The sequence below is a fragment of the Bacteroidales bacterium genome, assembly GCA_012517825.1.
In the GTDB taxonomy this organism is placed as follows: Bacteria; Bacteroidota; Bacteroidia; order Bacteroidales; family JAAYUG01; genus JAAYUG01.
Genome location: JAAYUG010000139.1, coordinates 1 through 14,570, shown reverse-complemented (window position 1 = coordinate 14,570; position 14,570 = coordinate 1). Strand labels below are relative to the sequence as shown.

The window sequence follows — 14,570 nt, the reverse complement described above, 5'->3', positions numbered from 1 at the left end:
GTAATTAAGATCACCTTTTGTCCACAACGGATAGAGAAATTTAACATTTACTTAAACCAATCTGTGCATGGCCTGTGCCAAAATATGGCGTGTGCACTATGAAAACTTGTTTTTGTTGTCATGATATCGGTTAACTATTTATTGTACTTTTGCCTCATCTTAGGAATTACTTGATGATATCTTAAGCTAATGGTAAAAATGTGAATTATGGATGAGCCAAAATTTGAATTCAAATCGCTGCCACGTATTCAGAATTCCCTTCTCAGCAAAGCTGAAAAGAAATTATTGGTTCGCATAGCAAAATCATTGCCTGAAAGCATAACCCCCAACCATTTAACATTCATTGGCGTATTAGGTGCTGTTATTTCCGGGTTAGGCTACTTTCTCACCAACTACCATCCTGCTTTTCTCTGGCTTGCTTCATTTGGCCTCCTTGTCAACTGGTTCGGCGACAGCCTCGACGGCACAGTGGCCCGCGTCAGAAACATACAACGCCACCTCTTCGGTTTCTTCATCGATCATAATACCGATGCTCTCACCCAAATGATCATCGCTGTATGCGCAGGATTGTCACCGTACTTCTCCCTGCATCTGATTCTTATTCTGATCATTGGATATTATCTCCTCAGTATCTTTACGTATATCAACAGCATTCTTCTTGGGTATTTCAAGATCTCATACGGCATTTTTGGCCCCACTGAACTGAGGATTGTGGTTATCGTTATTAATACCATCCTGTTCTTTTATACCGATCACATTCCGGTTCTCAATATATTCGGATACAGCGTAATGCTTACTGACTTCTTTACATTGATTATCACGGTAATAATGTTTGCACTGTACATTTATTTCTTTGCCGTGGCCAAGAGAGAGTACGACCGGATAGACCCACCGGCGCGGAAAAAGTCACAACAACCGGCCAACTGAACCCGGTTTTTTCTGGAATTCGCGCAGGAAAAAGTTAACCCTCGCCTCACGCATTGGTAAGCCGGCATTGGATACCTTGTGATCCGGTGAGATAAAAAAACTTGTCATGTCCGAGTTCTGAAGAGAACTTTTATCTTTATCCCCGCTTTAACAAATCTAACTGCTATGAAAAAAATTTTTTTGACCTTGCTGATTGTTTTATTATCAGCCTCTTATGCGATTTCACAAAACCGGGAAATAAAAATTATCCCCGAACCGGTTGATGTAAAACCCGGGAAAGGCTTATTTACTTTGAATTCCGGTACGGTTGTCGTTACCGAAGGAAAAGATACCCGGCTTGCCGACATCCGCCAGTGGTTCGTACAGCGTTTGTCAGTATCTACCGGACTGAAATTGAAATCATCCGGGAAAGCAGAAAAAAATGCGGTAGTTTTTTCGCTTCTTCAGCAGGCCGATAAAACCCTCGGAGAAGAAGGGTACTACCTGGAAGTGTCTCCCTCTCTGGTTAAAATAAAAGCAAACAAGCCAGCCGGAATTTTTTACGGCCTGCAGACGCTTTTACAGCTTTTGCCTCCTGAGGTTTATTCGCAGACTCCTGTCAGCGGAGTAATATGGACAGTTCCTGCCGTGCAGATTACCGACTATCCGCGCTTCGGCTGGAGAGGCATTCTTCTTGATGTAAGTCGCCATTTCTTCAGCAAGGAGGATGTACTGCATTTTATTGACGAAATCGCCCAGTATAAGTACAATTTGCTTCATCTGCACCTGACCGATGATAACGGATGGCGCATTGAAATAAAGAGCCTTCCAGGGCTCACACAATTTGGCGCCTGGCGTGTGGAACGTACCGGCCGGTGGGGCACATTCACTCCTCCTCTGGTCTATGAACCAACTACCTATGGCGGCTTCTATACGCAGGATGATATGAAGGAAATTATCGCCTATGCTTCAGCACGGTTTGTCAATATTCTGCCCGAAATTGATGTCCCTGCCCACAGCCTTGCCCTGATTGCTTCATACCCGAATCTCTCCTGTACAAAAAAGCAATATCCCGTCAGTCCCGGTGCACGTACTGAAGAAATTCAGGATAATGTGCTTTGTGTGGGCAATGATTCTGTATTTATGGTTCTCGATAAAATCTTCACCGAAGTTGCTGAATTGTTTCCCTTTGAATACATTCACATAGGCGGAGATGAAGCCTACAAGGGCTTCTGGGAAACCTGCCCTCTGTGCCGCAAGAGAATGGATGAAGAACATCTGAAAAATGTGGAAGAACTGCAAAGCTACTTTGTAAAACGTATGGAAAAAATGCTGAAGGCAAAGGGGAAAAAACTGATCGGATGGGATGAAATTCTCGAAGGAGGACTTGCTCCGGAAGCCACCGTAATGAGCTGGAGAGGAATGCAGGGTGGCATCGAAGCAGCCAGAATGAACCACCATGTGGTAATGACCCCCTGGGCTTATTGTTATCTTGACCTATATCAGGGTGATCCTCTTATTGAACCCCCGACATACGGAAGCTCCCGCCTGAGCGTTGCCTATTCGTTTGAACCTGTTCCCGACAGCATTGATCCCAAATATATACTGGGCGGCCAGGGGAATCTGTGGACCGAGTCGGTTCCTACCCTGCGCCATGCCGAATATATGGTGTGGCCCCGTGCTATGGCTCTTTCGGAAGTATACTGGAGCCCTAAATCCAGGAGAAACTGGGACGTTTTTGTGAGTAAAATGGAATCCCATTTCAGCAGGCTGGATGCGGCAGGAATCAACTATTCACGCAGTGCCTATGACCCCGTTATTTCTGTACGCTGGAAAACATGGGGACATTTTGTTGTAACCCTTTCAACCGAAGTTCCGGGACTCGATATCTATTATACGTTTGATGATACCTATCCCGACCAGCATTCGCTCAAGTACGACGGAAAGGAACTGTCCTTCCCTATGGGAGCAGACCACCTGAATGTGATTACCTACAGGAACGGTAAACCAATAGGGCGTATGATCCGTATTTCGAAAGAACAACTTGAAGAAAGAATACGGGGTAACTAATTCCGAAAATTAATCCATTCCATGGCAGCCTGCTGGAATTGTGTACCGGCAGGCTGTTTTGTTAAACCCTGATGATGTATTGGGAAAAGAATGAACAAAAGATTGCACAATAGGGTAGCCTGTAGCTGACGTTATTCAGGTAAATCCTTATGAAACCCACATGTTTTACAAACACAAACACAGCGGTAATAAAATGCCGAACATGTGGGTTCCATCATACCATTGAAAATTAATTTTATTATGATGAAACGAAATAAGGCAGTCTTTGGGTACTTTTTTCAGAAGGTGGAATACAAAGTGCATGAATGCAGGAGAAACCGACAGACTATCTTATAAAGCATTCGGTCTCGTGTGGATTATTCCCAGCCGAAATACTTCTTTGCATTGTAATAGCAAATGTCCTGCACCATTTTTCCCAAAAGGTTCATATCGTTCGGAAGAAGGCCCTGTTCCACATCTGTTCCTATCAGATTGCAAAGAACCCTGCGGAAGTATTCATGACGGGGATAGGAGAGGAAACTGCGGGAATCAGTGAGCATGCCGACAAACCGGCTCAGAAGCCCCATAGCTGAAAGGGTGTTAAGCTGTTTCTCAATACCATCTTTCTGGTCCAGGAACCACCACCCACTGCCAAACTGCATTTTACCCGGAACCGAACCGTCGTTGAAATTCCCTGCCATGGTGGCTATCAGTTCGTTATCGGCCGGATTCAGATTGTAAAGGATGGTCTTTGTCAATTTTCCTTCCCGGTCAAGGCGGTCAAGGAACCGTGACAGGGGACGGGCCATTTCAAAGTCGCCGATGGAATCAAATCCCTTATCCGGGCCGACTTTCATAAACATGCGGGTTGAATTATTGCGCAAAGCTCCCAGGTGATATTGCTGAACCCATCCGGCGGCATGGTCCATTACTGCCATTTCATACAGCATGCAGGAGCGGAATTTGAGAATTTCTTCCTCCTGCAGGGCATTTCCGCTCCGGATTTTATTGAAAATGTTTTCTATTTCATGCTCAGTATAGGGTTCACTGTACATGGTTTCCAGACCATGGTCAGAAATACGGCAACCCATTTTATGGAAAAACAGGTGCCTTTCTTTCAGCGCTTCCAGCAAATCGTGGAAACGGGTAATCGGCCTGTTGGCTGCTGCTTCCAGCCGGGCCAGGTAAGCATTGTAACTATCCGGATTTTCCACTGCCATGGCTTTATCGGGACGAAAAGCCGGAAAGATTTTGATTTCAAAATTGCTCTTTGCAAGAATCTGATGATGTTCCAGTGTATCAGCCGGATCATCGGTGGTACAGATCACTTCAACCTTCATTTTGCGCAGAAGATTCTTTACGCTGTAGCTCGGCTCCCGCAGAAGGGAGGATGCATAATTGTAAACGTGATCAGCAGTTTCAGGACTTAACAGGTCAGTCAACCCGAAATAACGGCGCAACTCAAGATGGGTCCAATGATACAAAGGATTCCTCAGAGTCTGGGGTACCGTCCATGCCCACTGACGAAATTTTTCCCTGTCAGGAGCATTGCCCGTGCAGTATTTCTCATCGACTCCTGCCGCACGCATAGCCCGCCATTTATAATGATCTCCGTCCAGCCAAATTTTCGTCAGGTTCTCAAACTGACGGTCAGAGGCAATTTCGTCGGCCGGCAAATGACAATGGTAATCAATGATCGGAAGATTTTCGGCATATCCGTGATAAAGTTCTTCGGCTGTTTTGTTCTGAAGAAGAAAATTTTTGTCAAGGAAATTTTTCATGGATTCAATTACATTTTATGTATTAGAAACAGTTTTCTGATGTGTTTATTGTACAGATTGTCAGTTACCAGTTCTCCAATGATTCTTTCGTTGACCCTTACGTTCTGGGTATAAATGTTGGAATATTCAGCAGCAATCTTATACGCCACGTGAAGAAGCTGGCGGAAGTCGGGATTGAAAGACGGATTTTGCGGGTCGTGGCGCAAAGCGGCGGCAAATTCGTTTCCGCTCCATTGGTAAACTTTTTCCGCAGGCGGAAGATTTTCCTTCTTAATATCAATTACGGTTCTGTATGGCTGGGTGAGTTCATCAATCCGGTCAAGTGCTTTTATGTAAATCCTTTTGGCGAGTTCCAGGCCGTCTTCATCTCCCAGTGCCAGACCGGCCAACTCTTCCAGCCATGTGGTTCCGGCTGTTTTCAGGTGAATCCCTTCCTGGTATTTCCGTATCAGCCGGCCGATAACAGGGTACAGACTGAATTTATCACTGCCCGAGTGGATGCTGATTTTCAGGTCGGGAGGAAGGGGAAAGCGTTTTCTTGCTTCGCGGATAACCAGAAGGTCCTGCTCAAATTCGCGGGCAAAAAATTCCGGATCGCCGGCATAGTCCACTCCTTTGTTGAACCGGCCCGAAAATTTCGGGGCTATTGTGTTCACCGGAACCTTATAATCGGCAAGGGCCTTAAGGATGAAAAACAGTTCTCCGGGGGTCTGAGGTGTATCGGTTTCATCCATCGACACTTCGCAGATAAAATCTTTTTTATGGGCGTGAATATGATGGTACAGTTCGGCTGCCTCCATTACGGCATAAAGATACTTTTCAGCCACTGTCTGCAAAAGTTCAGAAGTGAGTTCGCGAAGAAAAGGTATGCTCTTGTCTTCGGTCAGCGAAACATTGGTGCGATAAAACCGTCCGGCGGCTTCCCCGGGAGCTTGCTTCCCGATGAAATCGGATACGTCCAGAGTAAAATAATTGCAATGATCCAGAAACCGGTCAACATTGACACGGCTTATGTGATCCGCATCAACAAACCAGGGTTTGTCCCACCCGGCTTCCTGCACCGCTTCTTCTGCGGAAAGCCGTGTATCAACGGGTTCACTGTGCACCAGTTCATGTTCCCGGTTCGATTTGTTCCATACAGGTGTGATCATAATTCCTTCCCGGGCGGCCATCTGTAATGCCCTGAGCTGGGCCTTCCCCTGAAGACCAAACCGGTCGCCTATACCCATACTGTATGTCCCGAGTTGCATGGTGTGTTAAATTTTAATGTCCTTTTCCGATGGCAAATTAATAAAAAGCATAACCTGTTTTATCTGTTTTCTGTGCAGAAAAGAGAATTGTTTATAAGTGCCTGAAAAAATGATTTTCAGCTAAAATAAAAAATTTCCGTGTACGTACACGGAAATGTAAAATTATGATTTATTTTGCAAAAAAAATTCTTTTCTGTGAGCCCGGTAAAAAAAGTACGGATAGTGGATATAGCAAAATACGCCGGTGTTTCTATAGGCACGGTCGACCGGGTCATTCATAACAGGGGAGAAGTGGCCGAAGAAACCCGGGAAAAGGTGCGAAAGGTTATTGAGGAGTTGAATTACAAGCCCGATATCCTTGCCCGTACTCTGGTAATGAAAAAGAAATGGCGGTTCGCCGCTCTCATACCCGGTTCTTACAACCAGGTGCCTTTCTGGGATGATCCGCTGAAAGGGATGCACCGGGCCTTGTCGGAAATATCCCATTTTGGGGTTACCCTTGAGGAATATCTGTTCAGCGTGTTCGATCTGGCTACGTTCGAACAAAAATCGGCTGAACTGTTGAAAAACAAACCGGACGGAGTGGTCTTCGCGCCTTTGTATGCCCGGCATGCCATCAGCTTTTTGCGGAAATGCCGCGATCTATCCATTCCTGTGGTGCTGATCAATGCCTTTGTGCCGCTCCGTTACCCGCTGGCTTTCATTGGCCAGAATTCGCGGCAGAGCGGACGTGTGGCAGCTCATTTGTTCGACCGAATGCTGCCGCCGGATGCGCTGATAGCTGTTGTCAGCATTGCCGGCCCTATTGAGGAACAACTGCATATCAGTGAAAGGGAAAAGGGTTTCAGGGAATACTTTTCGCGTAGCCCTCTTGCTGCAGGAAAAACCGTAATAACAATTCATGTCAGAAGCAATGAAACAAGGGCAATACAGCAGGCTTTGCGTGAGTATCTTGACGAAAGTCTTTCGGTTTCGGGAATCTTTGTTGTGAATTCAAATGCCGGAAAGGTGGCAGAGGCCTTGCAGATTCTTAACCTTCCCGTTTCCCTGCTGGCAGGCTACGACCTCACCCCGGAAAACCGGCTTCATCTTGAAAAGGGGAATATTACCTTTCTGATAGGCCAGAAGCCTGACCTGCAGGGGTACAGGGGATTAATGGACCTCTACAACGCCCTTGTCATGCAGAAACCTGTGGAACGCATCAGTTACATGCCAATTGATATTATTACCCGCGAAAATTTAATGTATTATGAATGAAAATCCGTTTTTTCAGGACCTGAAAGGGAAAACCTGTCTGATTACCGGCGGGGGAGGTGTTTTGGGTACGGCCATTGCGAAAGGTTGTGCCATGGCGGGAATCAATACGATAATTCTGGACCGTAACTCCTGCGTGGCCGATACTTTATCGGAAGAAATCCGCAGGGAATTTGGCACCGCTTCGCTCAGCGTGTGTGCGGATGTGTGCGACCGCACCACGCTCGAAAAAGCCTATGAAATTGTATTGAGGCATTTCCCCTCCATCGATTTTCTTATCAACGGAGCCGGGGGAAATGTTGCCGGGGCTACCACAGCCAGAGAGAAGGCCGAACCGGAATTCTCTCCGGAAGAAACATTTTTCGGATTGGATGTCAATGCTTTCCGGAGCGCGCTTGATCTGAACTTCCTTGGAACTGTTCTCCCGACGCATGTTTTTTCGCGGGAAATGCTGACCAGAAGGCAGGGAGTCATCCTCAATATTGCTTCTATGAACGCCTACCGGCCTCTTACCCGCATTCCGGCATACTCGGCAGGGAAAGCTGCTGTGGTGAACTTCACCCAGTGGCTGGCTGTCCACCTGGCCCCTTCGAATATCCGCGTCAATGCTATAGCGCCCGGTTTCTTTCTTACACACCAGAACCGCTCCCTCCTGCTCAAAGATGACGGAACCCTGACCGAACGGGGTGACAAAATTCTCGGCCATACTCCGATGAACCGCTTTGGGAAGCCGGAAGACCTTGTGGGTACAGTGCTTTATCTTCTTTCGGATATGTCGGCCTTCGTCACCGGCGCCATTATACCGGTTGACGGCGGATTCAATGCATACAGCGGCGTATGATCAATGGCTTTCTCCCAAACCATAAAAGGAACATCAAATGATCTGGCTAAATGCATCGGACCCTGACAACGGAATACCTCCTCACGAAATCAGGGAAAAGCTGTTTTCTGTACTTCCACAGCTGGGAGCTTTCAAAAGGGTATTGATTATTCCTCCTGATTATACCCGTGTGCATTCCCGGGCGGGACATATTACCGAGATGCTCTGGGAATTTTATGGCAGTAAAACCGGTGCAATCCTTCCGGCCCTCGGAACCCATGAGCCAATGAAACCGGAAGAAATCCGGAAGATGTTCGGCAAGGTGCCTCCATCTCTTTTTCATGTGCATAACTGGAGAACAGACACTGTTACTCTGGGCAGAATTCCGGAATCGCAGGTGGAAGAGATTTCGCACGGTGCTGTGCATTATTCCTGGCCGGTGCAGGTGAACAAACTGCTGGTGGAAGGAAATTTTGATGCCATTTTTTCCGTTGGTCAGGTGGTGCCGCATGAAGTGGCGGGAATGGCCGGATATAATAAAAACCTGTTTGTTGGAACGGGTGGGGCTGAGGCCATTCATAAAAGTCATTTTCTGGGGGCTGCCTATGGAATGGAACGCATCATGGGGAGAGCCTCCAATCCGGTCAGGGAATTGTTCCGGCAAGCCGGGATAAAATATGCCGGCCATCTGCCGGTAATTTATATCCAGACGGTGGTAGGCGGCAAACCAAACGATCCATATCCCCTGAAAGGCCTTTTTGTTGGCGATGACCAGGAATGTTTCCTGGAGGCTTCCGAATTGGCCCTCCGGGTAAATTTTACCATGCTCAATGAACCGCTTTCTCATGTGGTTGTTTATTTAAGGCCCGATGAATACCGGACCACCTGGCTGGGAAATAAGAGCATATACCGCACCCGCATGGCGCTGGCCGATGGAGGTAAACTGATTGTGATTGCCCCTGGAGTGGCACGTTTTGGAGAAGATCTGGGAATGGATGCACTGATAAGAAAATACGGTTATCGGCCTTCGGCAGAGATTCTTCCTCTGGCCTTCAGCGAAAAGGATCTTCAGGATAATCTGGGTGTGGCGGCACACCTTATCCACGGCAGTTCTGAAAACCGGTTCCGTATTGTTTATTGTACGGAACATCTTGGCGAAAAGGAAATCACAGGCGTTGGATATGAGTATATGTCGCTGAAAGATGCCTCCGGCCTTTACAGGCCTGAATCATGTAACGACGGATGGAATGTGCTTCCGGATGGCGAAAGATTTTACTATATTTCCAATCCGGGACTTGGCCTCTGGTCGGTAAGGGACCGATTCGAAAAAAAGGAGGAATAAAAGCATGGCAAAACTTAAGATCATAGCCGATCATAAAATACCCTTCCTCAGTGGCGTACTGGAACCATATGCTGAGGTAATTTATTTGCCGGGCAGAAGCATTACAAATGAACTGATACGCGATGCAGATGCTCTTATAATCCGTACCCGTACCATTTGCAATGAAACGCTGTTAAAGGATACAGGAGTGAAGTTTATTGCCACGGCCACCATCGGGTACGACCATATTGATACAGCATGGTGCGAAGCACATGGTATTCAGTGGGCCAATGCCCCGGGATGCAACTCCTCTTCGGTGATGCAGTATATTGCTTCAGTACTGATTACTCTGAGCCGTTTAAAGAAGGAGGATCCTGACGGGAAAACAATGGGTGTAATCGGTGTGGGGCATGTTGGTTCCAAAGTGGCTGCGCTGGGAAGGTTGATGGGAATGCAGGTGCTTCTGAATGACCCCCCAAGGGCACGAAAGGAAGGGGCGGATGGCTTTACCGACCTTGACGACCTGCTGAAGAAGTCTGATGTAGTCACACTCCATGTTCCTCTTGAAAAGCAAGGCCCGGACGCAACATGGCATATGGCCGGTTCTGCTTTTTTTGATAAAATGAAAAAGGGTGCCTGGTTTATAAATTCCTCGCGCGGAAGTGTTGCCGACAATAAGGCGCTTCTCAGCGCAATAAAAGATAATAAACCAGGGGCAGTCGTTCTGGATGTGTGGGAAGGTGAACCGGATATCGACCGCGAACTGCTGAGCAGGGTTACAATTGCTACGCCGCATATAGCAGGTTATTCAGCCGATGGAAAAGCTGCGGGAACAGCCATGGCGGTGCGCTCACTGGCCCGTTTTTTCGGCCTGCCGCTTGCATCATGGTTTCCTTCGGAAGTACCCCCGCCGAAGCATCCTGTGATCGACCTTGCCGGAGTGCCTGCGAAAGAACAGCTCGCAAATGCTGTTCTGCATACTTATTCCGTGCTCGAAGACGATAACCGTCTCCGGTTATCACCTGAAACATTTGAAGCCCAGCGGGAAAATTATCCGGTACGCAGGGAATTCCCGGCCTACACAGTTAAAAATTATGCTCCCGGCAGGGAATTCGAAGATAAATTCCGCAATCTTGGTTTTTCAATTATACAGAAAAAGTAATAACCTCAAAATACATGGTATATGAATCAGAAAGCTGACATCGGACTTATCGGACTGGCCGTTATGGGCGAAAACCTTGTGCTGAATATGGAAAGCAAAGGTTTTACCGTGGCCGTCTTTAACCGTACGGTTGAGCGTGTGGATCATTTTCTGGCCGGCAGGGCCAGAGGCAAAAAGATCATCGGCACGCACAGCCTGGAAGAACTCGTTGCCTCCCTTGCCAAACCGCGCAAAGTAATGCTTATGGTCAAAGCAGGAAATCCTGTGGATGAATTTATCGAAAAACTGATCCTCCTGCTTGAACCAGGAGACATTATTATTGATGGCGGGAATTCGCACTATGCCGACACAAACCGGCGTACACGCTATGTGGAAAATAAAGGACTACTCTACATCGGAACGGGAGTTTCGGGTGGAGAAGAAGGTGCATTGAAGGGCCCGAGCATCATGCCCGGAGGATCTCCTGCTGCATGGCCTCATGTGAAACCTGTTTTTCAGGCAATAGCCGCCAAAGTGGATGATGGTACCCCCTGCTGTGACTGGGTTGGAGAAAACGGAGCCGGCCATTTCGTAAAAATGGTACATAACGGAATTGAGTATGGTGACATGCAGCTGATCTGCGAGGCTTACCATCTGATGCGCGATTTGCTTGGCATGACGTACGACGAAATGCACGAAGTGTTCAAAAAATGGAATACGGGAGAACTGGAAAGTTATCTTATAGAAATTACCCGTGACATTCTTGCTTTCCGGGATGAGGATGGCCAGCCAATAGTTGAGAAAATTCTTGATGCAGCCGGCCAGAAAGGTACGGGCAAGTGGACAGGAATTACCGCTCTGGATCTGGGGGTACCCCTTACCCTGATTGCTGAGTCGGTTTTCGCCCGCATCATTTCCTCCCGCAAGGAAGAACGCATGGAAGCATCCCGCCTGATTAAAGGCCCTGTTCCGCATTTTTCAGGTTCCAGGGAAGCCTTTATTGATATGCTCGAAAAAGCTTTGTTCGCTTCCAAAATTGTTTCTTATGCCCAGGGATATCTTCTGATGAGGGAAGCTGCCCGCGAATTTGGCTGGAATCTGAATTACGGAGGAATCGCTTTAATGTGGCGCGGCGGTTGCATTATCCGTTCCGCATTCCTCGGAAAAATAAAAGAGGCATTCGATACCAATCCTGACCTTCAGAATCTTCTTCTGGATCCGTTCTTCAGAACAAAGCTCGAAAAAGCCCAGGAAGGATGGAGGGTTGTCGTTTCTGAAGCTGTTAAAAACGGAATCCCCGTTCCGGCCTTCAGCAGTGCCCTCAGTTATTTCGATGCTTTTCGTTCCGAAAAACTTCCGGCCAACCTGCTTCAGGCCCAGCGCGATTACTTCGGAGCCCATATGTACGAACGGATTGATAAACCGCGCGGGGAGTTTTTCCATACCAACTGGACAGGCCAGGGAGGAGAAACCGCTTCCTCGGCCTATACGGTTTAAAAAATTTTTTTGCAGTTCCGATTTTGGATTTATCTTTGCGTCGGTAACTGGTTATTAATTAATTAAATCATTTAATCCTCTTTGCTGAATGAAAAGAATCATCATTCTCTCTGTTGTATCATGGCTTTTCTGTACTTTTCTTCCGGCACAGGAAAAAGCGCAGTTCACTTTCCGCAGCCACCTGAACGACGAGGACTACAAAAAGCCGTATGATCAATCCATGGGGTCAAGTTTTCTGGGAACAGAAGTGGCAAGAAAAATGTATATCGTACGTAATACATTTACGTATGTGGAAGAACCAACCCCAACATCACCAACTCCCAAAACCATTATCCGAAAGCCCCGTATTTACAATGCTGTTAAAAAACAGGTCAGCTATTATGAGAAAATGGCCAAAAAAGGCCTGATGCCGGTTGAACAGGCAACCGCCAATGCCATTATGGTGCTGGACAAAGCCTATTCAGCTTTCTATGGTAATTCCGACAGCTTTGAACAATATCTGAAAAATGCAAAAAAGCCTGAGCAGATTGAAGAAGCCTTTAAGGCTGTCATTCTTGAATAACTGCTCATTTTAAAAAAGAAAAGAGGAATGCTTATCCCTCGCATTCCTCTTTTTTATTGATGAGAAAAGATATTATCCGTTAAAACCGCTTTTCCGCGTATAGGATTCCTGTGCATTAATGTAATAGGCCTTGTATTTGATGTAGTGATTGCCTTTAGCGTATTCCCAGATCACATTTTTTGCCTTGAAAATTTTACCAATGCAGGCCTCAAAAATCAGTGTGTAATGAATGCCTGTGGCGGCTTCTGCTTCAAGAATACTGTTGAACAAAACACTGCGGTCGGCAAAATGACCGATAACAGGAAGATGGTATTTCTTCTGGCTTCGTTTCTGAATGACTTTTTCATTCAGAACAGGATACTTATGCGGTTTTTTCGGATGCATAACCAAAAATCTTTAGTGCGTCTAAATTAATAAAATTTTTATCCGGTTGCAAATTCATCGATAAATTGCATTTTTTCTTATCCACAGCATTTCCCCGTCAGGGGTGTACTTTATGGTAAAATGCCGGGAGATTCCGTCACTGAAAATGGCCGTATCTTCGAAAACCAGCCTTCCCCGAAACAGTGCACTCACATATACATTGGCTTCTTTGTCGGTTTCGATGTATTTAAAATAATCCAGGTTAGAGCCGCCGGCATGCTTGAACCACATAACCTCCCCTCCCGGGTTCAGCCTGGCGATGAATATATCAAGCATACCCCTCGAACGGTATACATGGTTCGAAATCAGTATGCTGTCAGCAAATACGCCGGCGATGTAAATATTGCCCTGCGGATCAGTGGTATGGGTAAAAATGCTGACCTGCGGTGCTTCTTTCAGAAACTTCTGAATGGCTTCTTCAGGCCTCTGGGCTTGCGTTTCCCGAATGACCGGAAACATCAGAATACCCATGAAGATGAAAAAAATTTTTGTCTTCATAATGTATTGTTTTTTCGTTGTTTGATTTTATTCTCGCTTGCTTTAAGTATCTGTTCAGCTATAGGCAGATTTTCAATACGGGAAACGATAAGGTCGCTGAAGTAGTGAATCATCAGTTCCTCGGCCGGATAATCAAAAATGGACGCCAGCTGGGTGACCTGCTCCAGGGTGGGCCTGCGTGTATTCTTTTCCATCTTCCCCAGAGTGGAAGGGTCAATATCCAGCCGGGCAGCAACTTTCCGCAGGGGAAGCATCTGCTTTTTCCTGAGTTCCCTGATCAGCGCACCAAAGGATGATGTTGTATTCAAATTGGACATATTTTGACCGGAAAATATATAACCGGACAAATAATGTCCAAATATATGCATAAAAATAATTCCGTGCAAGTTTTTTATTAACATTGATTTGTTAAAACCCTTACTCAGGGAAAAGAAAGTTTCAGAGTTCCAGAGTTCCAAAGTTCCAGCGTAGAGCGTAGAGCGTATAGCGTAAAGAGCTGAGCTTAGAGTGCAGGGCGGAGAGGGAAGTCATGAACGGTATTTCTTTACGCTCTATGCTTTACGCTCATTCCCCGCAGGGGATGAAGGACAATAGATTTGACGATCCAAACCCAATCTTTTCCCCGTTAGGGGATTAAGGACAATGGAGGTGGGGTTCCAGAGTTCCAGGGTTCCAATGTTCCAGAGTTCCAAAGTTTCAACGTTCCATTATTCCAGTGTTTCGGGTGTTTAAGTTCAATTTGTGATTTGTGAGTTGTGAATTGTTATTTGATTTGTGATTTGAGATTTCTTTGACTCGGAACGCAAACCGATTGAATCGCAAATCAGAAATCACAACTCACCGAAAATTTCTAATTTCCAATTTCCTGTATGAGATCACGCTATGAAAACCTGAACACATCAATGGGAAATAGGAAATAGGAAATCGGAAATTCATCAATGGGAAATGGGAAATCGGAAATCGGAAATTCATTAATGGGAAATCGGAAATCTATTTCGCTTCTTCCTCAAAAATAGTCAGTAAAAGAAACCAGAGAGCGGAAAACAATCTCCCCGTTATTGGCACTAT

General features: G+C 46.3%; 13 protein-coding genes. 8 read left to right on the top strand and 5 right to left on the bottom strand.

The features are described 5' to 3' along the window. The first annotated feature begins 207 nt into the window (after positions 1–207). Both GX419_10005 and GX419_10000 read left to right on the top strand, forming a co-directional pair. Positions 208–927 carry a CDP-alcohol phosphatidyltransferase family protein gene (locus tag GX419_10005; GenBank protein ID NLI25025.1) on the top strand — a complete coding sequence of 240 codons (720 nt, stop codon included), beginning with the start codon at positions 208–210 and terminating at the stop codon, positions 925–927. A 165-nt stretch (positions 928–1,092) separates the two neighbouring features. Next, positions 1,093–2,976: a family 20 glycosylhydrolase gene (locus GX419_10000; protein NLI25024.1), complete on the top strand. Its 1,884-nt coding sequence runs from the start codon at positions 1,093–1,095 to the stop codon at positions 2,974–2,976. Positions 2,977–3,332: 356 nt separating this feature from the next. On the opposite strand, the gene uxaC is transcribed toward GX419_10000, so the two are convergent. Together uxaC and GX419_09990 are read right to left on the bottom strand one after the other, a co-directional pair. Then, positions 3,333–4,736, bottom strand: coding sequence for a glucuronate isomerase (uxaC, locus tag GX419_09995; protein NLI25023.1), 1,404 nt, complete (start codon positions 4,734–4,736; stop codon positions 3,333–3,335). A gap of 8 nt (positions 4,737–4,744) precedes the next feature. Next, positions 4,745–5,986 carry a hypothetical protein gene (locus GX419_09990; protein ID NLI25022.1) on the bottom strand — a complete coding sequence of 414 codons (1,242 nt, stop codon included), beginning with the start codon at positions 5,984–5,986 and terminating at the stop codon, positions 4,745–4,747. Positions 5,987–6,181: 195 nt separating this feature from the next. Here GX419_09990 and GX419_09985 point away from each other — a divergent pair, with 195 nt between their 5' ends. The 6 genes from GX419_09985 (at position 6,182) to GX419_09960 (ending at position 12,581) form a co-directional block, all read left to right on the top strand. Continuing rightward, entirely contained in the window at positions 6,182–7,243 is a 1,062-nt protein-coding gene (locus tag GX419_09985; GenBank protein ID NLI25021.1) for a substrate-binding domain-containing protein, read from the top strand. Further along, complete coding sequence (locus tag GX419_09980) at positions 7,236–8,081, top strand: SDR family oxidoreductase (protein ID NLI25020.1); 846 nt, start codon at positions 7,236–7,238, stop codon at positions 8,079–8,081. Before GX419_09985 ends, GX419_09980 begins: the two co-directional genes overlap by 8 nt. Positions 8,082–8,118: 37 nt before the next feature. Then, positions 8,119–9,402, top strand: coding sequence for a DUF2088 domain-containing protein (locus GX419_09975; protein NLI25019.1), 1,284 nt, complete (start codon positions 8,119–8,121; stop codon positions 9,400–9,402). A gap of 4 nt (positions 9,403–9,406) precedes the next feature. Continuing rightward, on the top strand, positions 9,407–10,543 hold the full coding sequence (pdxB, locus tag GX419_09970; GenBank protein ID NLI25018.1) for a 4-phosphoerythronate dehydrogenase PdxB: 1,137 nt from the start codon (positions 9,407–9,409) through the stop codon (positions 10,541–10,543). A 21-nt stretch (positions 10,544–10,564) separates the two neighbouring features. Continuing rightward, complete coding sequence (gene gnd, locus GX419_09965) at positions 10,565–12,019, top strand: decarboxylating NADP(+)-dependent phosphogluconate dehydrogenase (GenBank protein NLI25017.1); 1,455 nt, start codon at positions 10,565–10,567, stop codon at positions 12,017–12,019. Between the two features lie 88 nt (positions 12,020–12,107). Further along, the gene (locus tag GX419_09960; GenBank protein ID NLI25016.1) at positions 12,108–12,581 is read left to right on the top strand and encodes a hypothetical protein; all 474 of its coding nucleotides are present in this window, start codon (positions 12,108–12,110) and stop codon (positions 12,579–12,581) included. A gap of 72 nt (positions 12,582–12,653) precedes the next feature. Here the strand turns inward: GX419_09960 and GX419_09955 are convergent, their stop codons facing one another. The 3 genes from GX419_09955 to GX419_09945 are packed head-to-tail and all read right to left on the bottom strand — an operon-like array spanning position 12,654 to position 13,810. Next, complete coding sequence (locus tag GX419_09955; GenBank protein NLI25015.1) at positions 12,654–12,965, bottom strand: hypothetical protein; 312 nt, start codon at positions 12,963–12,965, stop codon at positions 12,654–12,656. Positions 12,966–13,019: 54 nt separating this feature from the next. After that, positions 13,020–13,502 carry a hypothetical protein gene (locus tag GX419_09950; GenBank protein NLI25014.1) on the bottom strand — a complete coding sequence of 161 codons (483 nt, stop codon included), beginning with the start codon at positions 13,500–13,502 and terminating at the stop codon, positions 13,020–13,022. Beyond that, positions 13,499–13,810: a helix-turn-helix transcriptional regulator gene (locus GX419_09945; protein ID NLI25013.1), complete on the bottom strand. Its 312-nt coding sequence runs from the start codon at positions 13,808–13,810 to the stop codon at positions 13,499–13,501. Before GX419_09945 ends, GX419_09950 begins: the two co-directional genes overlap by 4 nt. Between the last annotated feature and the right edge of the window lie 760 nt (positions 13,811–14,570).

Excerpts from the sequence above, each read along its gene's own strand:
- GX419_09960 (NLI25016.1), top strand. The coding sequence starts at position 12,108 with ATGAAAAGAATCATCATTCTCTCTGTTGTATCATGGCTTTTCTGTACT.
- GX419_09990 (NLI25022.1), bottom strand. The coding sequence starts at position 5,986 with ATGCAACTCGGGACATACAGTATGGGTATAGGCGACCGGTTTGGTCTT.
- GX419_10005 (NLI25025.1), top strand. The coding sequence starts at position 208 with ATGGATGAGCCAAAATTTGAATTCAAATCGCTGCCACGTATTCAGAAT.
- gnd (NLI25017.1), top strand. The coding sequence starts at position 10,565 with ATGAATCAGAAAGCTGACATCGGACTTATCGGACTGGCCGTTATGGGC.
- GX419_09950 (NLI25014.1), bottom strand. The coding sequence starts at position 13,502 with ATGAAGACAAAAATTTTTTTCATCTTCATGGGTATTCTGATGTTTCCG.
- uxaC (NLI25023.1), bottom strand. The coding sequence starts at position 4,736 with ATGAAAAATTTCCTTGACAAAAATTTTCTTCTTCAGAACAAAACAGCC.
- GX419_09975 (NLI25019.1), top strand. The coding sequence starts at position 8,119 with ATGATCTGGCTAAATGCATCGGACCCTGACAACGGAATACCTCCTCAC.
- GX419_09980 (NLI25020.1), top strand. The coding sequence starts at position 7,236 with ATGAATGAAAATCCGTTTTTTCAGGACCTGAAAGGGAAAACCTGTCTG.
- GX419_09955 (NLI25015.1), bottom strand. The coding sequence starts at position 12,965 with ATGCATCCGAAAAAACCGCATAAGTATCCTGTTCTGAATGAAAAAGTC.
- pdxB (NLI25018.1), top strand. The coding sequence starts at position 9,407 with ATGGCAAAACTTAAGATCATAGCCGATCATAAAATACCCTTCCTCAGT.
- GX419_10000 (NLI25024.1), top strand. The coding sequence starts at position 1,093 with ATGAAAAAAATTTTTTTGACCTTGCTGATTGTTTTATTATCAGCCTCT.